Source organism: Curtobacterium sp. 9128 (assembly GCF_007673775.1).
GTDB lineage: Bacteria > Actinomycetota > Actinomycetes > Actinomycetales > Microbacteriaceae > Curtobacterium.
Genome location: NZ_VEAF01000002.1, coordinates 602792 through 623967 on the forward strand (window position 1 = coordinate 602792; position 21176 = coordinate 623967).

The following is a 21176-nucleotide window of genomic DNA, read 5'->3' on the forward strand; positions in this document are numbered from 1 at the left end:
CGCTTCAGTTGCCGTCGCCGGGAGGCGTGTCCCCGCCACCGGTGTCGCCGCCGCTCGGCGCACCCGACGTGGGCGGCGACGTGGGCTGGACGGAACCGGCGCAGTAGGTCAGCACGACCGTGCTGCCCTGGGCGATGTCGCCCTCCGGGTGGTCCTGCTGGGTCACCGTGCCACCGGTGCACGAGTAGGTGGGCTGCTGCTGCACCGTCAGCCCCAGGTTGGCGAGGGTCGTGTTCGCGGTCGAGACCGGCTGCCGGGTCACGTCCGGCAGCGACACCAGACCGTTCGAGACCGTCAGGTTCACGACGGTGCCCTTGGTGTGCATGGAGCTCGCGGCGGGATCGGTGGACATGACGGTGCCCTCGGGCACGCTCGGCGAGTACGTCGACGTGACGGCCCCCACTGCGAACCCGGCGGCCTCGAGGGCCTGCTGCGCGGCGTCCTGGGTCTGGTTCGCGACGTCCGGCACGGCGAGCTGCTGCGGTCCGAGGGAGACGACGACGCGGACGTTCTGCTTCCGCGCCACGTTCGTCCCCGAGCCCGGCTCCGTGCGGATCACCTTGCCGCTCTCGACGTCGTCGGAGTTCTCCTCGACCTTGACGGCGACGAGGCCCCGCTTGTCGAGGGCCTTCGCCGCGGCGTCGTAGGAGTCCCCGACGACGCTCGGCACGCTGACGGACGACGACACCGGTGCCTGGCCCGGCTGGAGGTTCGCGACCCAGAAGACGACCCCGGCGATCACCGCGATCGTCAGGACGATGCCCACCCAGATCCACGCCACCGGGGGCCGGTTCTGCGTGCGCTGCGGGCGGTGCTCCTGGGTGTCGTCGAGCTCACGGAACGCCACCTCGGGGTTCGAGGTCGTCCGGGGGTTGACGCCGAACAGCATCGTCGAGGCATCGCTCGCGCGCTGCTGCAGCTTCTTCGTCGACGCCGGGACCTGACCGGCCGCTGCCTGCTCGAGGTCGCGGCGGAACTCGGCGGCGTTCTGGAACCGACGCGTGCGGTCCTTGACCAGCGCGTGGAGCGTGACGGCGTCGAGGGCCGGGGAGACCACGGGGGTGATCGTCGACGGTGCGACGGGCTGCTCGCTGACGTGCTGGTAGGCCACGGCGACGGGGGAGTCGCCGAGGAACGGCGGCCGACCCGTGAGGAGCTCGAAGAGCACGATGCCGGTGGAGTACAGGTCGGTGCGGGCGTCGACGGTCTCGCCGCGCGCCTGCTCCGGGGAGAAGTACGACGCGGTGCCGAGGATCGACGTCGTCTGCGCGACCGTCGCCGAGGTGTCCGTGATGGCGCGGGCGATGCCGAAGTCCATCACCTTGACCTGGCCCGTGGTGGTGACCATGACGTTCGCGGGCTTGATGTCCCGGTGCACGACACCGGCACGGTGCGAGTACTCGAGCGCGGTGAGGATGCCGCTGGTCAGCCGGACCGCCTCGTCCGGTTCGACGGGGCCGTCGGCGATGACGTCGCTGAGCGGTCGTCCTTCGACGTACTCCATGACGATGAAGGGGACCTGCACCTCGGCGCCGGAGGGCTCGGTGACGGTCTCCTCGCCGGCGTCGTAGACGCGGACGATCGTCGGGTGGGCCATGCGGGCCGCCGCCTGTGCCTCCTGTCGGAAGCGGGTGCGGAACGCCGGGTCGTTGGCGAGGCTCGGCTTGAGGAGCTTCACGGCGACACGACGACCGAGCCGGGTGTCCTGGCCGACGTGGACGGTGGCCATGCCGCCGCGACCGATGACGTCACCGATCTCGTAGCGATTGGCGAGGAGCGTGATCCCCGCGGTCACACCTTCAGGCACGTACTCCTCCGAATGTCCGTCCGGGCAAGTGTACGACAGCGCATCCTGGTGAGACGCTGGCTGCGGGGCCACCGCACGAACCGTTACCGGAACGGTGTGCGGAGCCCCGCGGTGCGCATCGCTACTTCTGCGACGGAGCGCCGGGCGTCGCCGTGCTGGTCGGCGTGCTGGTCGGCGTCGGCGTGTACGTCGCCGAGGCGGTGTCCGACGTCGCGGACTGCAGCTCGCCGCAGTTCACCACGTAGCTCAGGCTCACGTCGCCGGGCTGCGCCGCGGAGACCTGGACGGCCGTGCCGCGGGTCGCACCCGAGCTGTTGCCGGAGGAGTCCGTGCCGTTCGTGATCGTGTACGTGTAGCCGGTCAGCTCGTACCCGGCCGGGCAGGTGCCGTACGCGGCCCACGAGAACGTGACCTTGCCGTCCGCAGACACGGTGCCCGCCGTGGGCGCGGCCGGCCCCTCCAACGTCGGCTGGGCGGTGTAGGCGCGCAGCACGATCACGGAGCCGGGGGTCAGGCTGCCGGTCGGGCTGATGGACTGGACCGTGCCCTGCTTGTCCGCGCTCGGAGCGGCGTCGCCGTCCTCGATGCTCGTCTGGAAGCCCAGTGCGTCGAGCTCCGCCTTCGCCTGGTCGGCGTTCTTGCCGACGTAGTCGCTCTGGTTCACGGTGATCCGCGCCTGGGTCGGCGGCGCGGTCGGGGTCCGCGACGGGCTCGGTCGAGCACTCGGACTCTGGCTCGTCGATGCCGAGGGCTTCGGGTCGGAGCCGTTGTTCGCGAAGGCGAACGCCGCGACGACACCGGCGGCGACGAGCACGACCGCGGCCGCCACGACCCACCAGATCCAGGCGCGCTTCTTCGGCTCCTCGTCCTCGGTCCCGGTCGGGGACCCCGGTGCACCAGGCGACCGGGGCGCGCCGCCGACCGCACCGGCGGCCTGCGTGCCGATCAACGCGGTCGCGGCGTCGTTCCCCTGGGGCGGGTTGAACGCGACGGTGCCGGCGCCCCCGAGTGCCGGGACCGCCACGGTCGCGGCCGCGACGTCACCACGACGGAGTGCCTGTGCCGCACGGGCGAGGTTCGCCGCGGTCGCGGGACGGTCCGCGGGCTTCTTCGCGATGCAGGACATCACGAGTGCGGCGACCGGCTCCGGGACGTCCCCGGGGAGCGCGGGCGGCTGCTCGTTGATGTGCGCCATCGCGATCGCGACCTGCGACTCGCCCGTGAACGGACGCCGACCGGCCAGGCACTCGTACGCGACGATCCCGAGCGAGTAGATGTCCGTCGACGGCGACGCGGGGTGCCCGCTCGCCTGCTCCGGCGACAGGTACTGGACCGTGCCCATGACCTGACCGGTCGCGGTCAGCGGCACCTGGTCGGCGATGCGCGCGATGCCGAAGTCCGTGATCTTGACGCGGCCGTCGGGCGTGATGAGCAGGTTGCCGGGCTTGATGTCCCGGTGGACCAGACCGACGGCGTGCGCGGCCTGGAGCGCGTTCGCGGTCTGGGCGACGATGTCGAGGACCTTGTCGACCGGCAGGGTGTGCTCGCGCTCGATCATCGTCGAGAGCGCCTCGCCGGGGACGAGCTCCATCACGAGGTAGGCGCTGCCGTCCTCCTCGCCGTAGTCGAAGACGTTCGCGATGCCCTCGTGGTTGACGAGTGCGGCGTGCCGGGCCTCGGCGCGGAACCGCTCGAGGAACCCGGGGTCGCCGAGGTACTCGTCCTTGAGGATCTTCAGGGCGACGGTCCGACCGATGACCAGGTCCGTCGCCTGCCACACCTCTCCCATGCCGCCGATGGCGACCCGGGACGAGAGCTGGTACCGCCCACCGAAGGTGAGTCCGCTGGTGGGTCTCATTTGTTCAGCACCGCCTCCATGACCTTCTTCGCGACCGGAGCCGCGACCGTGTTGCCGACGCCGGACTGTCCGCGTCCACCGCCGTTCCCGACGACGACGGCGACCGCGACCTCGGGGTCCTTCGCGGGCGCGAAGCCGGTGAACCACAGGGTGTACGGATCGCCCGGACCGTTCTCGGCCGTTCCCGTCTTGCCGGCGACGTCGACCCCGTTGATCATCGCATTCGTGCCGGTGCCGGCGCTCACGACGCTCTGCATCGCCTCGGTGAGGTCGGCGGCCTCGGAGGAGGACAGCGGGTCGCTGTACTGCTTCGCGGAGAACGTCTCGACCTGCTTGAGGTCACTCGTCGTGATCGAGTCGACGAGCGAGGGCTGCATGACCCGACCGCCGTTGGCGATGCCCGCGGAGACCATGGCCATCTGGAGCGGGGACACCCGGACGCTCGCCTGACCGAAGGAGCTCAGCATGAGCTGGGCCGTCGAGTCGACGTCGGGGTACTGGCTCGCGGTCGCCTTCATCGGGACCGCGATCGCGTCGCCGAAGCCGTACTTGTCGGCCATCGTCTTGATCGTGTCGTACCCGAGCTTCTGGCCGAGTTCGGCGAACGGGATGTTGCACGAGTACTGGATGGCCGTGCGGAGCTTGACCGTGTCACCGCCGCCGCAGCTGCCGCCCTCGGCGTTGTTGATGTACGTGTTCGTCCCCGGGAGCTGGAGTCGGTCGGGGTTCGGGAACTCGGAGTCGAGGTCGTACTTGCCGCCTTCGAGCGCCGCCGACGCGACGACGAGCTTGAAGACGGACCCCGGCGTGTAGAGGTCACCGCCGATCGCCCGGTTCTGCAGCGGTGTCGGGGACTGCTTGAGGAGCGCGTCGTACTGCGCCTTGACGTTCGCGGTGTCGTGCGAGGTCAGCGAGTTCGGGTCGTAGTCCGGCTTCGACACCATCGCGAGGATCTTGCCCGTCTTCGGCTGGATCGCCACGACCGCGCCGGAGTTCGACCCGAGGGCGTCGTACGCGGCCTGCTGCACGTCGGGGTCGATCGTCAGGTTGACGTTGTCGCCCTGGACGTCCTGGCCGGTGAGGATCGCGTTGAGGTTCTGGAAGAACGAGTCGTCGGAGTTGCCGGACAGCACGGAGTTCTCGGCGCTCTCGATGCCGGTGTTGCCCTGCCCGATCGTGAAGTAGCCCGTCACCGCCGAGTAGAGCGCCCCGTTGGAGTACTTCCGCTGGTATCGGTACTGGTCGTCGACCGCGGTCGACTCGGCGATCGGCGTCCCGTTCACCAGGATGGCGCCGCGCTTGGTCGAGTAGCTGTCGAGGATGGTGCGCGAGTTCCTGGGGTCGGCGCGGAGCGAGTCGGCCGCGAAGAACTGGATGGAGGTCGTCGACACGAAGAGTGCGACGAACATGAGCACGACGACGGTGGAGACGCCGCGGAGCTGCCGTTTCATCGACGCCCCTTCCTGGTCCGGCCGAGGGCGTCGCCGCGCTCGGAGAGGACCCGTTGTTCCGCCGGGATGGAGTCGGTCAGTCGGAGCAGCATCGCCGCGATGATCCAGTTCGCCACGAGGGAGGACCCACCGGCGGCCATGAACGGCGTCGTCAGGCCGGTCACGGGGATGATCCGGGTGATGCCGCCGACGACGACGAAGACCTGCAGCGCGATCGTGAAGCCGAACCCGATGCCGAGGAGCTTGCCGAAGTCGTCCTGCGCCATGAAGCCGACGCGGATGCCGCGCGAGACGAGGACGATGAACAGGCCGAGGACCGCGAAGACCCCGACCAGCCCGAGCTCCTCGCCGATGGACGCGATGATGTAGTCGGCGTTGGCGACCGGCGTGATGTACGGGCGACCCTGACCGAGCCCGGTCCCGGTGATGCCGCCGTTCGCGAAGCCGAACAGGCCCTGCACGAGCTGGTAGCTGGCCTGCGAGGTCGCGTTGTAGATCGCGGGGTCGAAGGGGTTGAGCCACTGCTCGAACCGGCCGTGCACGTAGACCAGGGCACTCGCCGCGACGAGGGCACCGCCGACGAACAGGACCAGGCCGATGATCACCCAGCTCAGCCGGGCGGTCGCGACGTAGATCATCACGAGGAACAGGCCGAAGTACAGCAGCGCCGTCCCGAGGTCGCGCTGGAACACGAGGACGCTCATCGCCGCGCCCCAGACGATGAGGATCGGCCCGAGGTCACGTGCCCGCGGGAACGTCATCCCGAGGAACTTCCGGCCGACGATCGACAGGCTGTCCCTGGCGGTCACGAGGTACCCGGCGAAGAAGAGCGCCATCGTGATCTTCGCGAGCTCGCCCGGCTGGAACGAGAACGGGCCGAAGCGGATCCACACCCGTGCGCCGCCCGGCGCGTAGCCGATGCCGGGCAGCATCGGGAGCAGGAGCAGCACGATCGTCAGGAACATGAAGATGTACCGGTACCGCTGCAGGAACCGGTGGTTCCTGACGAGGATCAGGGTCACGATGGCGAGCACCATCGCGAGCAGGGTCCACACGATCTGCTTGACGCCGATCGCGTTCCACCCCGACAGGTCGTTGTGGATGTCGATGCGGTAGATCTCGGCGATCCCGATCCCGTTGAGCACGAGGGCCACGGGGAGGATGAACGGGTCGGCGTTCTTCGCGACGACCCGCAGGACGACGTGCATGACGAGCGCCAGGCCGAGGATCGTCGAGCCGACCCAGAGCACCGACGTGTCGAACAGCCGGCCCTTGGTGCCGAGCTCGACGAGGACCATGGCGCCGGCGCAGATGCCGCACGCGATGACGAGCAGCACGAGTTCGAGGTTCCGGGCGCGCGCGGGCTCCCGGAGCTTGATCGTGATCGCCTGGGTCAGGGACTGGGGCGCGGTCGCGGTCATCCGGCGTCTCCTGACGGGGACGGGCTGGGTGACCCGGAGCGGTCCGGCGTCGGCGTGGGGGACGACGTCCCGCCGGAGCCCCCGGTGCCGCTCTGGTCCTGACCGGTCTCGGCGGCGGTCCGGAGCCGGTCGACGATCTCTCGCGCGTCGGACAGCGACTGGGCGTTGATGGTCGAGCGGACGTTCTCCCTGGTGTACTCGGGCAGGTCGGACACGCGGATGTCGGAGTCCTCGTACACGTCCGACAGCTTCACCGGGCCGATCTGCTGCTGCACGCCCTTGTAGATCGCGACCTGGCCGCGGTCCGTGCCGACGTAGTAGTGGTCCTGCACGATGCGCCAGCCGATGAACACCGCGCCGACGAGGACGGCGACGGCGAGCACGAGGGCGATCGCCCACGTGATCCGTCGACGCACCCGGCGCCGGCGGTCCTCGGCGATGAGCTCGGCGAAGTACTGGTCGCTCTCCGGTTCGAAGTGCGAGTCCTCCGGAGCGGTGGTGACCTTGAGCGGGTGCAGCAGGATCGTGGGGAGGCGGATGGGCTTCCGGCCCGTCGACGCCTCGAACGTCAGCGGTGCCGCTGCTGATCCGACCGTGGTGGCCGCGTCGTCGTCGTCCTCGGTGGGGACGGCGTCGGTGACGTCCATCACGACGACCGTGACGTTGTCCGGGGCGCCGTGGTCGAGCGTCTCCTTGACCAGACGCTGCGTGACCTGGTTCGCGTCCATGTTCGACGCGAGGGCGTGGCGGATGCGTTCCTCGGCGAGGTACGAGGACAGGCCGTCGGAGCAGAGCAGCCAGCGGTCGCCCGGCCGGATGTCCATGATCGCCGTGTCGACCTCGGGAGCGGCGTCGACGTCACCGAGGACGCGCATCAGGACCGAGCGCCGCGGGTGCACGGCGGCTTCCTCCGGCGTGATCCGGCCGCTGTCGACGAGGCGCTGCACGAAGGTGTGGTCCGACGTGATCTGCTGCAGCTCGCCGTCGCGGTGCCGGTAGATGCGGGAGTCGCCGATGTGGGCGATCGCGACCTGGTCGCCGACGCGGATCATCGCGCTGACGGTGGTGCCCATCCCGGTGAGCTCCTGGTGCTCGAACACCGTCTCGGTGATGAGCTGGTTCGCGGCGATGAGCGCCGACTGCAGCGCGAACTCGGCGTCGTGCGCGGAGGGGAACTCCCGGTCGACCTCGCGGATGCGGCGGATGGCGATCGCCGAGGCGACGTCACCGCCGGCGTGGCCGCCCATGCCGTCCGCGACGGCGAACAGGTGCGCTCCGGCGTAGCCCGAGTCCTGGTTGTTCGCGCGGATGCGTCCGACGTGGGACACAGCGGCGCTCAGCGTACGAGCCGTCATCTCCGGGTTACCGCCGCAGCTCGAACGTCGTCGTCCCGATCGTGATCGGCGTGCGCTCCGCGACGGTCACGGGGGCGCTCACCTTCTGACCGTTGACGAAGGTGCCGTTCGTGGAGTCGAGGTCGATGACGACCCATCCCGACGGCTGCAGCTCGAGCCGGGCGTGGTTGGTGGACGTGTAGTCGTCGCGGATCACGACGTTGCTCTCACTGGAGCGTCCGATGGTGATGGGGCCGCGGCCGAGCGGCATCTCCATGCCCTCGCGTGCGCCCTCGGTGATGACGAGTCGGGTGGCGACGTCCGCCGCGGGCTGCTGGGAGCCACCGGACGGTGCCGGGCTGATGACGTCGGTGAACGCGCCGGCGCCACCCGCCGGCGGGGCCGATGCCGGGATCGTCGGCGTCGTCGGGCCGGAGGGGCCGCCCTTGGGGTCGGTGGGGATGGTGCGGACGCGCTGGCCGAAGAGGTCGCTCCGGAGCGCGAACACGATGACGAAGACGAACAGCCACAGCACCGCGAGGAACGCGAAACGCAGGACGAGCAGGGTCAGTCCTGTGGTCATCGCGCACCTCCTGTCTCCGGGATCACCCGGAACACCATACGGGTACGACCTATCTCGATGGTCGAGTCCGGCTCGACGATGGCCTGCTGGAAGCGTTCGCCGTTGAGCTTCGAACCGTTCGTGGAGCCGAGGTCGTTGGCCTGCGCGTGCTTGCCGTCCCAGATGATCTCGACGTGCTTCCGGCTCGTCCCGGTGTCCGCGACGGTGATGTCCGCGTCCGTACCGCGGCCGATGACCGTCCGCCCACGCTGCAGGTGGTGCCGCTGCGAACCGATGTCGAGGACGGCGACCCAGGCGACGTCGCGCTGCACGGTGGTCGCGTCGATCTGCAGGATCCCGGTCGACAGCGTGCCGTCCTGCTGCAGACGGATCGTCACCGGCCCGGAGAACGAGTAGTTCTGCGCCACCGCGTGCTGCTGCACCATCTGCGTCAGTTCGTCGACGAGGGGCCGACCCACGTCGTTCATGCGCGTGAAGTCCGGCGGGGCGAGCCGCACGGTGAACTCGTTCGGCACGAGGATGCGGTCGCGGGAGACGACGGCGGCCCGGGTGTCGAGCTCGCGGCGCAGGGCGCTCGAGATCTCGACCGGCTGCACACCGGAGCGGAAGGTCTTCGCGAACGTGCCGTTGACGGCGCGCTCCAGCCCCCGCTCGAAGCTGTCCAGCAGTCCCATGGGTCTCCCACGTTCTCGGTCGTTGACCCCTGCATGGTAGTCGGTGGCGGTTGAGGGGCTCTGTGCATGGTAGTGTTCCAGGGCTGGCGCGAGTGGCGGAATTGGTAGACGCGCACGGTTCAGGTCCGTGTGCTGGAAACGGCGTGGGGGTTCAAGTCCCCCCTCGCGCACCAGGGCCCGCCTGGGACCAGATCCAGAGATGGATCCGGAAACAGGCGGACATCGAAGGCCCCCGATCGAGAGATCGGGGGCCTTCGTCGTCTCGGCGACCACCCCCGGACTGGAGGCGCGTGGCGGCGGCGAACCGAGCCTCCCGTCCGTCACCTGGTCACCATGGCGAGCCGACGGCCTACCGTGACCGCCATGAGCAACGGACAGCGCGTCGTCGTCATCGGCGGCAGCGGACACATCGGCACGTTCCTGATCCCGCGCCTGGTGCGCGCCGGTCACGACGTCGTGACCGTCAGCCGGGGCCGGCGTCGGGCCTACGTCGACGCGCCGGAGTGGCAGCAGGTCGAGCAGGTGACGGCGGACCGCGAGCAGGAGGACCGCGACGGCACCTTCCCGGACCGGATCGCGGCGCTGCGGCCGGACGTGGTGGTCGACCTCGTGTGCTTCACGCTCGACTCGGCGGCGGCGTTGGTCGAGCGCCTCCGCGGGACCGACGTGCACCTGGTCCACTGCGGATCGGTGTGGCGAGCAGGCCCGAGCACGCTGCTGCCGATCACCGAGGAGACGATGACGCCGCCGACGGGCACCTACGGCATCGAGAAGGACCGCATCGCGCGGATGCTCAAGCAGGAAACCGCCGATGGTGGTGTCGTGACGACAAGTCTGCACCCGGGACACATCAGCGGTCCGGGCTGGGCGCCGATCGGACCGCTCGGCAACCTCGACCCGTCGGTGTGGCGGCGCCTGTCCGCGGCGGAGCCGCTCGAGGTCCCTGGCATCGGCGCGGAGACGATGCACCACGTGCACGCCGACGACGTGGCGCAGGCGTTCGAGCTCGCCGTCGCGCACCGGGACGCCGCTGCCGGCGAGGACTTCTCGGTCGTGGCACTGGACGCGCTGACCGTGCGTGGGTACGCGGCGCTCGCGGCGTCGTGGTTCGGGCAGCAGGCCCGGCTCGAGCCCGTCTCCTGGGAGCGGTTCCGCGCGTCCACCGACGAGGACGCGGCGGCGACGAGCTGGGACCACCTCTGGCGGAGTCAGGTCTTCAGCATCGCGAAGGCACGACGGCTGCTCGGCTACGCCCCGCGGTACACCGCCGGCGAGACGGTGACGGAAGCGGTGCGCTGGCTCGTCGACCACGGCGAGCTCGACGTGGCGCGGCCGTTCGTGGGCGACTGAGGTGACCGCGTCACCGCTCGGGGTGCGGCGGGTCGCCTCCGGACAGCGCTGAGAACGCCGCCCAGACGTCCGCCCGGGTGGCGAACCGGGCGAGGTCGCGGTCCAGGATCCGGGCGGCGTGCTCGATCCGTGCGCGGACGGTGTGTCGGTGCACGCCGAGCACCCGGGCGGCACGGTCGTACTCGCAGTCCTGCTCCAGCCAGGTCCGCAGCGTCGCGGTCAGCTGTGCGCCGGTGCGGGCATCGTGTTCGACGACGGGTGCGAGGAACGCCCGCGCGATCGTCGCGGTGTCGCCGTTCGCGAGGTGGGCGATGACCCCGCCGCGGGTGAGGTCGTCGAACCGGACGACCCCGGAGCCGCCAGCCCGGCTCCGGTCGAGCGCGTCCAGCGCCTCGGCGCGTGCGCGGTCGAACGCGGCCCAGTCGGCGACGTCGGAGAGTCCGGTGTGGAGGCCGTACCGCTCGGTCAGCCGCTCCACGGGTCCTGTTGCGCCCTCCGGCACGCACAGCACGAGCGTGTCGTCGTCGACGGCGAAGAAGAGCTGCCCCGGCGTCTCCTGCACCCACAGCTCGAGGAGGTCCACGACGGTGTCGAGCTGTGCGGCGGGGATGTCGACCGCGGCGACGCGGACGGGCTCGACGGGCAGTGGTCCCCAGAGTCGGCGGGACGTGCGGTCGACCAACCCGGGGTCGCCCGCCGAGAGCACGGTCAGGAGTCCGGTGCGGAGCAGCCCGCGGGCCCTGGCGAGCGCACGGTTCTGCTGCAGGGCGACGCCGGCGAGGGCGATGACGGCCGTGACGACCTCGCGCCCGGCCCGGTCGAGCGCACCGGTCGCGATCGCGAGGACGCCGTCGAGGTGCCCGCCCGCCCCGAGTGTCTGCAGGGTGAAACCCCCGTGGGCGGTGCTCACCGGCAGGCTCGCCCGCTGGCCACCGCGGAGCAGACGACCCGCCTCGGCCTCGAGCTGCTCGCGTTCGGCGGCCGGGATCCCGTCGACCGGGAACCCGCGGTCGAGGCGCCCCGTCGCGTCGAGCAGGCCCACCCAGCAGTCGAGCTGTCGGGAGAGCTCGGCGAGCGTCGCACCGAGTCCGTCGGGTCGGAGCGCAGCGCGGGAGATGGCGCGCTGCGCTGCCAGGCCCCAGGCGTTCCGCGCGTTGGCGTCCCGCGTCACCGTCTCGGCGTTCGCCTGGGCGACCGCGATGAAGGAGGTCGCGTACGGCACCTCGAACAGCGGCAGGCCGTGGTGTCGACAGGCGTCGACGAGGACTCCCGGGGTGCCGGCACGGACGACCTGCGTGCCGAAGCCGAGCGCGACGACCCCGCGTGACCGCAGCCGGGCGACGTAGGCGTCGGCGTCCTCCGCGTCGACCTCGGGGCGCTCGCCGAACTGCGTCCCGGTCGTCAGGAGCGCCTGGCCGGGGGAGAGGAACGGGGTCGGGTCGGCGAGGTCGGAGCTGTGCACCCAGCTGATCGGTACGTCGGTGTCGGCGTCGGTCAGCATCCGGAGCCCGAGCGCGTGGTCGTCGAGGAGGGAGCGCAGGGTGGCCGGCATGGAGCCAGGGTAGCCACGACGTCCATCAGGGCGGCCAGAACTGGCCACGGTGGACGGTGCCGGCCGCCGGTGCGGCTCCTACCATCGGGCCATGACCTCCACCGCGTCCGCACCGACCACGATCGGTGGCCCCGGCCTCCCGCAGGAGCGCCGCCTGGTCACCGCCGTTCCCGGGCCCCGTTCCCAGGAGCTCCTCGCCCGGAAGGCCGCCGCGGTGCCGGCGGGCGTCGGGGTGGCCGTGCCGATCGCGGTCGTCGCGGCCGGTGGCGGCGTCGTCGTCGACGCAGACGGCAACTCGCTCATCGACCTCGGCTCCGGCATCGCCGTGACCAGCGTCGGGAACGCCCACCCCGGGGTCGCCGCCGCGGTCACCGCCCAGGTGCAGGCGTTCACCCACACGTGCTTCACGATCGCGGCCTACGACGGCTACGTCGAGGTGGCGGAGGCGCTCAACCGCCTGACGCCCGGCGACCACGAGAAGCGGACCGCGCTGTTCAACTCCGGCGCGGAGGCCGTCGAGAACGCCGTGAAGATCGCCCGCAAGCACACTGGTCGGCAGGCCGTCGTCGTGTTCGACCATGCGTACCACGGCCGGACGAACCTGACGATGGCGCTCACCGCGAAGACCATGCCGTACAAGAGCGGCTTCGGCCCCTTCGCCCCGGAGGTGTACCGCGTCCCGACGTCGTACCCGTTCCACGACGGCCTGACCGGCGCCGAGGCGGCGCAGCGGGCCGTGACCCAGATCGAGCAGCAGATCGGCGCGGAGAACACCGCAGCACTGCTCATCGAGCCGATCCAGGGAGAGGGCGGCTTCGTCGTCCCGGCCGAGGGCTTCCTGCCGGCGCTCGCCGACTGGGCCCACGCGAACGGCATCGTGTTCATCGCGGACGAGGTGCAGACCGGGTTCGCCCGCACGGGTGCGATGTTCGCGAGCGAGCACGAGGGCGTCGTCCCGGACATCGTCACCACGGCGAAGGGCATCGCCGGGGGTCTGCCGCTCTCCGCCGTGACCGGACGCGCGGAGATCATGGACTCCCCGCACGCCGGCGGCCTCGGCGGGACGTACGGCGGCAACCCGATCGCCTGTGCCGCAGCGCTCGCCGCGATCGACGCGTTCGAGCACGACGGACTCGTCGACCGTGCCCGGGAGATCGAGCGGATCCTGCTCGACGCCCTGCACACGGCGCAGCGGCAGGACCCGCGGATCGGCGACGTCCGCGGACGCGGCGCCATGATCGCCATGGAGCTCGTCGACCCGGCGACCGGCGACCCCGACCGCGGACTCACCGGACGTGTCGTCCGGTACGCGTTCGAACACGGCGTGATCGCGCTGACGGCCGGCACGTCCGGCAACGTCGTCCGCTTCCTCCCCCCGCTCGCCATCGACGACGCGCTCCTCGCCGAGGGTGTCGGCGTCGTCCTGGAAGGACTGGCATCCGCATGACCCACGACCTGCTCTCCCGCATCCCCACCGGCCTCTTCATCGACGGCGTCTGGCAGGACTCCTCCGACGGGGGCACCTTCGCCGTGCACGACCCGGCGACCGGGGACGTACTCGCCCGGGTGGCCAGCGCCACCGCGGAGGACGGCATCCGCGCGCTCGACGCCGCGGACCGCGCCCGCGCCGGATGGGCCGCGACCGCGCCCCGGAAGCGCGCCGAACTCCTGCGTGCGGCGTTCGACCTGCTCCAGGAGCGCCGCGACGACGTCGCCCTGCTGATGTCCCTGGAGATGGGCAAGCCCCTCGCCGAGGCGAACGGCGAGGTCACCTACGGCGGCGAGTTCCTCCGGTGGTTCTCCGAGGAGGCCGTCCGCATCGGCGGCTCGTACGGCTCGAACCCCGAGGGCACCGGCCGGACGATCGTGTCGCACCGGCCCGTCGGCCCCGCCTACCTGATCACCCCGTGGAACTTCCCGCTCGCGATGGCGACGAGGAAGATCGCACCGGCGCTCGCCGCGGGCTGCACCGTCGTCGTGAAGCCCGCCGAGCTCACCCCGCTGACGACCCTGCTGTTCGTCGACCTGCTCCGCGAGGTCGGCGTGCCGGACGGTGTCGTGAACGTCGTCCCGACGATCGACGCCGGCGCGGTGTCCGAGCCCGTGATCGCCGACCCGCGCCTCCGGAAGCTGTCCTTCACGGGCTCGACGCCCGTCGGCCGGAAGCTCCTCGCCCAGGCCGCTGGCAACGTCCTGCGGACGAGCATGGAGCTCGGCGGCAACGCCCCGTTCCTCGTGTTCGCCGACGCCGACCTGGACGAGGCCGTCGAGGGGGCGCTCGCCGCGAAGTTCCGCAACACCGGCCAGGCGTGCACCGCCGCGAACCGGTTCCTCGTGCACGAGGACGTCGCCGAGGCCTTCGCCGACCGGCTCACCGAGCGGGTCTCGGCGATGACCGTCGGCCCGGGGACCCAGGAGGGTGTCGCGATCGGTCCGCTCATCGACGACCGCGCGGTCGCGAAGGCCGACCGCCTCGTCACCGAGGCCGTGGGCCGTGGCGCCGTCGTCCGCACCGGGGGGCACCCGATCGACGGCCCAGGGACGTTCTACGCGCCGACCGTGCTCACCGACGTGCAGCCCGGCAGCGCGATCCTCGACGAGGAGATCTTCGGCCCGGTGCTCGCGATCGCGACCTTCGCGACCGAGGACGAGGCGGTCGCGCGCGCGAACGACACCGAGTTCGGGCTCGTGGCCTACGCCTTCACCGAGGACCCGGCCCGCGGGCAGCGGCTGATGGAGCGGCTCGAGACCGGGATGCTCGGACTCAACACCGGCGTGGTGTCGAACGCGTCGGCTCCGTTCGGCGGCGTGAAGCAGTCCGGCATGGGTCGCGAGGGCGGTGCCGAGGGCATCCACGAGTACCTCGAGACGATGTACACGCTGACGCCGGACCCCTTCCGGCGGTCGTAGGCGACGGGCGTCAGGGCCGGCGCATCTCCTGCGTCGGCCCGAGCGACCCCGCGTAGGGCTCGCCGAACGGGGTGAAGCCGACCTTCTCGTACGCCCGCACCGCCCGCGCGTTGCCGGTGTGCACCGACAGGCGCAGCGGTCCGCCCCACTCCCCGAGCGCGTCGAGGAGGGCGCCGAGCGTCCCGCTGCCCCGAGCCTCCGGCGCGACGTAGACCCCCACGACCGCGCAGCCGTCGACGGGGACCTCGCGGCCCTCGTAGTCCTGGTCGCCGAGGTGCTCGCGGAGCCCCGTGGCGCTGCCGACCCAGGTACCGGAGGCGTCCTCGGCGACGACCTGACGCGCGGTCGCGGAGTCCACGGCGCCACCGGCGGCCCGGCCGCGCCAGAACGCGTCACCGTGTGCCGCCGTCTGTTCGACGGTGTCGACGAAGGCCATCGCCGCGACCGGGTCGGCGACCGCGCGCACACGGAGGTCACGGACGCGCTCCCACTCGTCGGCGCGGATCGGACGGACGGTGTACCCCTGCATGACCGCAGTCTGCCAGAGCAGGGGTCAGACGAGGCGGGCGGCTGCCGATCGTGCTGCCGACGCCCATGGCCGAGCGGGATCGGCCTGGGCGCTCGCCATCGAGCCGTCGTAGAGCAGGCACAGCTGCAGTGCGGTGCCGGCCGGGTCGTCGACACCGGCCTCGGTCAGGAGCGACTCGAACAGGCCGCGGACCCAGTCCCGGTGCGCCAGCGTGACCTCGTGCGTGGGGTGGCCGGCGCCGTACTCGGCCTCGACGTTGATGAAGGGGCAGCCGCGGTACCCCGGCGCGACGAACCACTCGCCGAGCAGGTCGAACACGGCGAGCACGCGGTCGCGAGCAGTGGCGCCCCGGTTCGGGAGCTCGGCGGCGACGTGCTCCTGCCACGCGGTGCTCCGACCGCGCAGGTAGCCGATGACGAGCTCGTCCTTCGTCCGGAAGTGCGTGTAGAGGCTCGCCTTGGAGATGTCGGCCTCGTTCGCGACCTGGTCGACGCCGACGGCGTGGATGCCCTGCTCGTAGAACAGCCGGTCCGCGGTGGCGACGGCGCGTTCGTAGGCGGGGCGTCGGCGGGGGCGGATCGGGCTGCTTGCGGGCATGGTTTGACATTACCGGACAGGTCGGTACAGTTACCAGCACCAAAACCGAACAGATCTGTTCAGATAGGACGACGACATGACCACGACCGCTCTCATCACCGGCGCCACCAGCGGCATCGGCCGCGCAACGGCGGAGCGCCTCGGCGCCCGTGGCGTGCACGTCCTCGTCTCCGGGCGTGACGCCGGCCGTGGCGACGAGGTCGTCCAGGGCATCCGCGCCGCAGGCGGCACGGCCGACTTCCTGCCGGCCGACCTCCGCGACGCCGCGGGTGCCCAGGACCTCGCAGCCCGCGCCCTCGAGGTCGCCGGTGGCCGCATCGACGTCCTCGTCAACAGCGCGGGGATCTTCCCGTTCGGCCCGACCGCGGACACCACCGCCGAGGGCTTCGACGAGGTCGTCGCGATCAACGTCAAGGCGCCATACTTCCTCGTCGCGGCGCTCGCACCGGGGATGGCGGAGCGCGGCGAGGGCGCGATCGTCAACGTCACGACGATGGTCGCCGAGTTCGGTGCCGCCGGCATGGGCCTCTACGGCTCGAGCAAGGCCGCACTCGTCCTGCTCACGAAGTCGTGGGCGGCGGAGTTCGGCCCTTCGGGTGTCCGCGTCAACGCCGTGAGCCCCGGCCCGACCCGCACCGAGGGCACCGCCGCGATGGGCGAGGCGCTCGACCAGCTCGCCGCCGGCGGCCCGGCGGGCCGGCCGGGGACCGCCGGCGAGGTCGCCGAGGCGATCGTGTTCCTCGCGACCGACGCGGCCTCCTTCGTGCACGGCGCGGTGCTGCCGGTCGACGGTGGCCGGATCGCGGTCTGACCGGACCCTGACGGACGGGAGGCGCGGTGCCAGCTTGCGCCGCGCCTCCCGTCCGGCGCGTGCGCGCCCCGGCGACAGGTGCACACGCGCCCGCCTGCGCACTCGTCGTTCCGGCGCGCAGGATGCCCCTTGACCGAAGTGTAATGTATCACTACTTTCGACGTACTCCGCAACGAGGCGGAGCAGCACTCGAGGGGAAACACCAATGCGCAAGAAATGGGTGATGTCGGTCTCGGCCGTCGTTCTGGCGACGAGTCTCGTTCTGGCGGCAGCGCCAGCGAATGCCGGCGAGGTCGTCTCGACGAACTCGACGTCCGGACAGGAAGTCGTCGAACACGTGTTGGCCGGTGTGGACCAGTCGACCAAGACCTTCGACGGCGCCGCTGCGATCGCAGCCGGCGCGACGCAGCAGGACATCGACGAGTTCGCGGCGGGGTACGTCGCAGCGGGTGGTTCTGCAACGAACGTCGTGATCCCGCAGCGCGCGGTCGATGAACTCCGCGGGTTGGCGGGAGACGTCCGAGCGTGTTCAGGACGGAACTCGGCGGACATCACCGGCTTGCAGGCCAACCTCTACCTCGATTCATGCAACGCGAACCGTATCGTTGCCGCACTCGGGGGAGGGGCGGGCGTCGCTGCTCTCGTCGGCATCATCACCGCTGCGACCGGGGTGGGGGGTGCAGCCGGAGGCATCGCGGCGGCCCTCCTCACGATCGGGACTGCGGCGGTCGCGTACTGCGCTGCGAACGGTCGGGGTATCGGTTTCCACGTGCTCGTCGTCGGTCCTCCGTGGTGCGCGTCGCAGTGAGGCATCCGGGAGGGCCCTCGAGACGGCTGATCCAGCTCGTCGCCCTGACGACGTCAGCGCTGCTGCTCGGAGCAGGACTCGCCCTGCTCGCCTGGTCGACGGCAGTGGTTGAGGGGTCCGAGCTGTGGCAGCGCACGATGGCTACGGGGACCGCGCTGGAGATCGCGGCGGCGATCGTCGGCATGATCGGGACGATCGCAGTCCGGTCCGGCCGGAAGCGACGCTGACGGACGGGAGGCTCGGTGCCAGCTGGTACCGCGCCTCCCGTCCGGCGTGTGCGCGCCCCGGCGACAGGTGCACACGCGCCCGCCTGCGCACTCGTCGTCCCGGCGCTCAGGAGCGGCAGCAGCCGCTGACACGAGGGTCAGCCGATGCGGATCAGCTTCTTGTTGACGAACTCGTCGGCTCCCAGCCGGCCGAGCTCCCGACCGAACCCGCTGCCCTTCACACCGCCGAAGGGCAGCTCCGGGCTGTCCGCGCCGACGATGTTGACGTAGACCATGCCCGCCTCGATGCGGTCGGCCACGCGGAGTGCCTGCTCCGGATCCGTGGTGAAGAGATACGACCCGAGGCCGTACGGGGTGTCGTTCGCCAGACGGATCGCGTCGTCCTCGTCGGCGACGCGGTGCACGACGGCGACGGGGCCGAAGAACTCCTCGCGGTAGGCGTCGTTCTGCCGCGTGACGCCGGTGAGCACGGTCGGGGTGAACGCGTTGCCGGAGCGCTCGCCGCCCGTGACGACGGTCGCTCCCTGGGCCACCGCCGCGGCGAGCTGCTGTTCGAGCCGGTCGGCGGCGGCCGTGGACGAGAGCGGACCGAGCTCGGCCCCCGGGACCGTCGGGTCGGTCGGCGCGACGGCGGCCATCGCCGTCGTGAACGCCGCGAGGAAGTCGTCGTACAGGTGGTCGACGACGAGGAAGCGCTTGGCGGCGTTGCAGACCTGGCCGTTGCCCTCGAGCCGGCTGGCCACGGCGGACTCGACCACGGCGTCGAGGTCGTCGGTCGAGAGCAGGATGAACGGGTCGGAGCCGCCGAGTTCGAGGACGACCTTGGTCAGGTTCCGGCCGGCGACCTCGGCCACGGCTGCCCCGGCTCGGGCGGACCCGGTCACGGAGACCCCGCGGACGCGCGGGTCCGCGATGACGTCGGCCGCCTGGTCGTTCGTCGCGAAGACGTTCGTGTACGCCCCCTCGGGGAAGCCGGCGTCGCGGAAGACGGCCTCGATGGCGAGGGCCGACTCCGGGCACTGCGGCGCGTGCTTCAGCAGGACGGTGTTGCCGATGAGCAGGTTCGGTCCGGCGAACCGGGCGATCTGGTACGCGGGGAAGTTCCACGGCATGATCCCGAGCAGCACGCCGACCGAGTCCTTGCGGATGAACGCACTGCCCGCGGAGCCCTCGGCCAGGGTGATCGGCTCGTCCACCAGGAACTCGCCGGCGTGCGCGGCGTGGTGGTCGTAGATGTCGGCACAGAAGTCGACCTCGCCGAGGGCCTGGTCGATCGGCTTCGCCATCTCGCGGACGATCGTGGCGGCGAGGTCCTCGCGGCGCTCGCGGTGGAGGTCGGCGACCCGGTGCAGCAGGGCGGCGCGGTCGGCGACGGTCGTCCCGCGCGACCACTCCGCGTGCGTGCGGTCGGCCGTCGTGATCGCCGATCGGAGCGCGTCGTCCGTGATCGTCGGGAAGGTGCGGAGCACCTCGCCGGTCGCCGGGTCGGTGACGGCGTAGACGGTGGTGTCCTGGGTGGTGCGGGTCTCGGTCACGGTGCTCCTGTCCCTGTTCGTCGGTCAGCTGCTCCACGGCACCGAGCACCGGCTGGTCCTCGTCGAAGCCGTCCGCCCCATCCTGCCGCACCGACGAACGTCGAGAACGCTCAGGTTCTGGGGGTGTGCCGGGGGACGGTCCCGAGCGGGTACTCCCTACGATCGGCACTGCCATGCGTCCAGCACACCCGACCCGAGCCCTGACCGTCCTGGTCGTCGTCCTGTCGGTGCTCACCGTCGTGAATCTCGGCGCCTCGGGCATCTGGTGGCTTCGCACGGCGGGGTCGGGAGCCACCGCCGCACATGCGTCGCCGTCGGCGACCGCATCCGCGACCGCCGCGGCGCCGAGCGCCTCCGCCACGGCGACGGGACCGTCGGCCTCCGTAGACGGCATCCCCGCCCAGGAGGCTCCCGGCACGTCGGCAGCGCCGGCGACGGTGGACCTCGCCGCGAGCTGGAAGCCGCCGACGGACATGCCCACGGCCGGCCGGCTGTTGCGCGTGGACATCCCCGGGACGACATCGCACTTCCGGGCACGGGACGCGCTGCTCTGGCTCCCACCGGCGGCACTCACCGCTGACCCCCCGTCCCTGCCGGTCGTCGTGCTCATGTCCGGCCAGTCCAAGGGCGCCGGGCCCGAGGACCTCGCGAGCGCCGGTCACATCGAGGAGACGATGGACGCGCTGGCGACGCTCCACGAGGGCCTCGCACCGATCGTCGTCGTCCCCGACCAGCTCGGGCCGGACTCCGGCAACCCGATGTGCGTCGACGGTCCGCTCGGGAACAGCCGCACCTACCTCGAGGACGACGTGCCGGCGTGGATCACGTCCCACCTGCGCGTGCAGACCGCCCCGTCGGCGTGGACCGTCGGGGGGTTCTCCCAGGGCGGCACCTGCGCGATCCAGCTCGGCGCGGGGGACCCGGGACGGTTCGGCAACCTCATCGACGTGTCTGGCGAGGACGGTCCGACCCTCGGCTCGACCGCGACGACCATCGCGAAGGGGTTCTCCGGCAACGCCGCCGCCTTCCGCCAGGCGCAGCCGGCAGCCCTGATGGCTGCCCACGCTCCCTACCGTGCGACCAACGCGTTCTTCGCGGCGGGCGGGGACGACCACTCGGCAGCGCCGGTGATGCCGGTGCAGGCGCAACGGGCGCGCACGGCCGGGATGCACGTCACCACCTGGGTGTTGCCCGGCGCCGGACACAGCTGGGGCACCGCTGCTCCGGCGATCGCGGCCGGGCTGACGTGGCTCGTCCCGCTGGTCCACCTGTCGCCGTCCTGACCCGGAGGTCACGGAACGGTAACGGCAGCGAACCGGTCCAAACCGTTCTGGTGAGGGTGTCGAATCACTTGCACAGTCCGGGAAACACCCGGGGCGCTCACCAGCCGCAGTCAGCTGGTTCTCCACTCCCGTGCCGGGTCACCGGCGTGCTGGGGGTGTGGTCGGCGCGTCATCATTCACGCCGCGCCGAGCGCGACACAGCAAAGGAACGGTTCATCATGCGTAAGTCCCTGAAGACCTCGATCACCCTCGCCACGACCGGCGCCCTCGTCCTGGGCGGCGCGGCGTTCGGGGTGTCGGCTGCGAACGCGTCGACGCCGACCGTGCACACCGTCGCGTCGTCCTCCTCCAAGATCCCCGCCCCCGTCGCATCCGTGCCGGATGTGCTCGGTGGGAACACCTCCGTCGCGCTGGACAAGGGCTTCACCGACGCCCTCACCAGCCTG

Annotated in this window: 18 protein-coding genes, 1 tRNA gene and 1 pseudogene; 9 read left to right on the forward strand and 11 right to left on the reverse strand. The window is 71.4% G+C overall.

Going from position 1 to position 21176, the window contains the following annotated elements:
- Positions 1 to 4: 4 nt before the first annotated feature.
- The 7 genes from pknB to FS641_RS06205 form a co-directional block, all read right to left on the reverse strand.
- Positions 5 to 1807, reverse strand: coding sequence for a Stk1 family PASTA domain-containing Ser/Thr kinase (gene pknB, locus FS641_RS06175; RefSeq protein WP_260855700.1), 1803 nt, complete (start codon positions 1805 to 1807; stop codon positions 5 to 7).
- A 121-nt stretch (positions 1808 to 1928) separates the two neighbouring features.
- Positions 1929 to 3665, reverse strand: coding sequence for a serine/threonine-protein kinase (locus tag FS641_RS06180; protein ID WP_144761419.1), 1737 nt, complete (start codon positions 3663 to 3665; stop codon positions 1929 to 1931).
- Positions 3662 to 5116, reverse strand: a complete 1455-nt coding sequence (locus tag FS641_RS06185; protein ID WP_144761422.1) for a penicillin-binding protein 2 — start codon at positions 5114 to 5116, stop codon at positions 3662 to 3664. The genes FS641_RS06180 and FS641_RS06185 overlap by 4 nt, the downstream gene beginning before the upstream one ends.
- Positions 5113 to 6537, reverse strand: a complete 1425-nt coding sequence (locus FS641_RS06190) for an FtsW/RodA/SpoVE family cell cycle protein (RefSeq protein ID WP_144761425.1) — start codon at positions 6535 to 6537, stop codon at positions 5113 to 5115. Before FS641_RS06190 ends, FS641_RS06185 begins: the two co-directional genes overlap by 4 nt.
- Positions 6534 to 7892, reverse strand: coding sequence for a Stp1/IreP family PP2C-type Ser/Thr phosphatase (locus FS641_RS06195; RefSeq protein ID WP_144761428.1), 1359 nt, complete (start codon positions 7890 to 7892; stop codon positions 6534 to 6536). The genes FS641_RS06190 and FS641_RS06195 overlap by 4 nt, the downstream gene beginning before the upstream one ends.
- Positions 7893 to 7899: 7 nt before the next feature.
- Positions 7900 to 8454 (reverse strand): FHA domain-containing protein, encoded by a 555-nt coding sequence (locus FS641_RS06200; RefSeq protein ID WP_144761431.1) that lies wholly within the window; start codon positions 8452 to 8454, stop codon positions 7900 to 7902.
- Positions 8451 to 9128: a DUF3662 and FHA domain-containing protein gene (locus FS641_RS06205; RefSeq protein ID WP_144761434.1), complete on the reverse strand. Its 678-nt coding sequence runs from the start codon at positions 9126 to 9128 to the stop codon at positions 8451 to 8453. Before FS641_RS06205 ends, FS641_RS06200 begins: the two co-directional genes overlap by 4 nt.
- An 86-nt stretch (positions 9129 to 9214) precedes the next feature.
- Between FS641_RS06205 and FS641_RS06210 the strand changes: the two genes are divergently transcribed.
- Both FS641_RS06210 and FS641_RS06215 read left to right on the forward strand, forming a co-directional pair.
- Positions 9215 to 9301, forward strand: a tRNA-Leu gene (locus tag FS641_RS06210).
- Between the two features lie 190 nt (positions 9302 to 9491).
- Positions 9492 to 10478, forward strand: a complete 987-nt coding sequence (locus FS641_RS06215; RefSeq protein WP_144761437.1) for an NAD(P)-dependent oxidoreductase — start codon at positions 9492 to 9494, stop codon at positions 10476 to 10478.
- A 10-nt stretch (positions 10479 to 10488) separates the two neighbouring features.
- On the opposite strand, the gene FS641_RS06220 is transcribed toward FS641_RS06215, so the two are convergent.
- Positions 10489 to 12030 (reverse strand): PucR family transcriptional regulator, encoded by a 1542-nt coding sequence (locus FS641_RS06220; protein WP_144761440.1) that lies wholly within the window; start codon positions 12028 to 12030, stop codon positions 10489 to 10491.
- Positions 12031 to 12121: 91 nt separating this feature from the next.
- Here FS641_RS06220 and gabT point away from each other — a divergent pair, with 91 nt between their 5' ends.
- Positions 12122 to 13477, forward strand: a complete 1356-nt coding sequence (gene gabT / locus FS641_RS06225; protein ID WP_144761443.1) for a 4-aminobutyrate--2-oxoglutarate transaminase — start codon at positions 12122 to 12124, stop codon at positions 13475 to 13477.
- Entirely contained in the window at positions 13474 to 14940 is a 1467-nt protein-coding gene (locus tag FS641_RS06230; RefSeq protein ID WP_144761445.1) for an NAD-dependent succinate-semialdehyde dehydrogenase, read from the forward strand. The genes gabT and FS641_RS06230 overlap by 4 nt, the downstream gene beginning before the upstream one ends.
- Before the next feature lie 10 nt (positions 14941 to 14950).
- Here the strand turns inward: FS641_RS06230 and FS641_RS06235 are convergent, their stop codons facing one another.
- Positions 14951 to 15469, reverse strand: coding sequence for a GNAT family N-acetyltransferase (locus tag FS641_RS06235; protein ID WP_144761448.1), 519 nt, complete (start codon positions 15467 to 15469; stop codon positions 14951 to 14953).
- A gap of 24 nt (positions 15470 to 15493) precedes the next feature.
- Positions 15494 to 16066: a TetR/AcrR family transcriptional regulator gene (locus tag FS641_RS06240; RefSeq protein ID WP_144761451.1), complete on the reverse strand. Its 573-nt coding sequence runs from the start codon at positions 16064 to 16066 to the stop codon at positions 15494 to 15496.
- A gap of 76 nt (positions 16067 to 16142) precedes the next feature.
- On the opposite strand from FS641_RS06240, the gene FS641_RS06245 reads away from it, so the two are divergent.
- From FS641_RS06245 to FS641_RS06255, 3 genes are all read left to right on the forward strand, one after another.
- Entirely contained in the window at positions 16143 to 16877 is a 735-nt protein-coding gene (locus tag FS641_RS06245) for an SDR family NAD(P)-dependent oxidoreductase (protein ID WP_144761453.1), read from the forward strand.
- A gap of 223 nt (positions 16878 to 17100) precedes the next feature.
- The gene (locus FS641_RS06250) at positions 17101 to 17685 is read left to right on the forward strand and encodes a hypothetical protein (RefSeq protein ID WP_144761456.1); all 585 of its coding nucleotides are present in this window, start codon (positions 17101 to 17103) and stop codon (positions 17683 to 17685) included.
- Positions 17682 to 17912, forward strand: a complete 231-nt coding sequence (locus FS641_RS06255) for a hypothetical protein (RefSeq protein ID WP_144761459.1) — start codon at positions 17682 to 17684, stop codon at positions 17910 to 17912. Before FS641_RS06250 ends, FS641_RS06255 begins: the two co-directional genes overlap by 4 nt.
- A gap of 137 nt (positions 17913 to 18049) precedes the next feature.
- Here the strand turns inward: FS641_RS06255 and FS641_RS06260 are convergent, their stop codons facing one another.
- Complete coding sequence (locus tag FS641_RS06260) at positions 18050 to 19447, reverse strand: NAD-dependent succinate-semialdehyde dehydrogenase (protein WP_144761461.1); 1398 nt, start codon at positions 19445 to 19447, stop codon at positions 18050 to 18052.
- 173 nt (positions 19448 to 19620) lie between these two features.
- On the opposite strand from FS641_RS06260, the gene FS641_RS06265 reads away from it, so the two are divergent.
- Together FS641_RS06265 and FS641_RS06270 are read left to right on the forward strand one after the other, a co-directional pair.
- A complete protein-coding gene (locus FS641_RS06265; RefSeq protein WP_144761464.1) occupies positions 19621 to 20730 on the forward strand; it encodes an esterase family protein in 1110 nt (369 codons plus the stop codon).
- A 218-nt stretch (positions 20731 to 20948) separates the two neighbouring features.
- Positions 20949 to 21176: pseudogene (locus tag FS641_RS06270) on the forward strand (hypothetical protein); the annotation flags it as partial.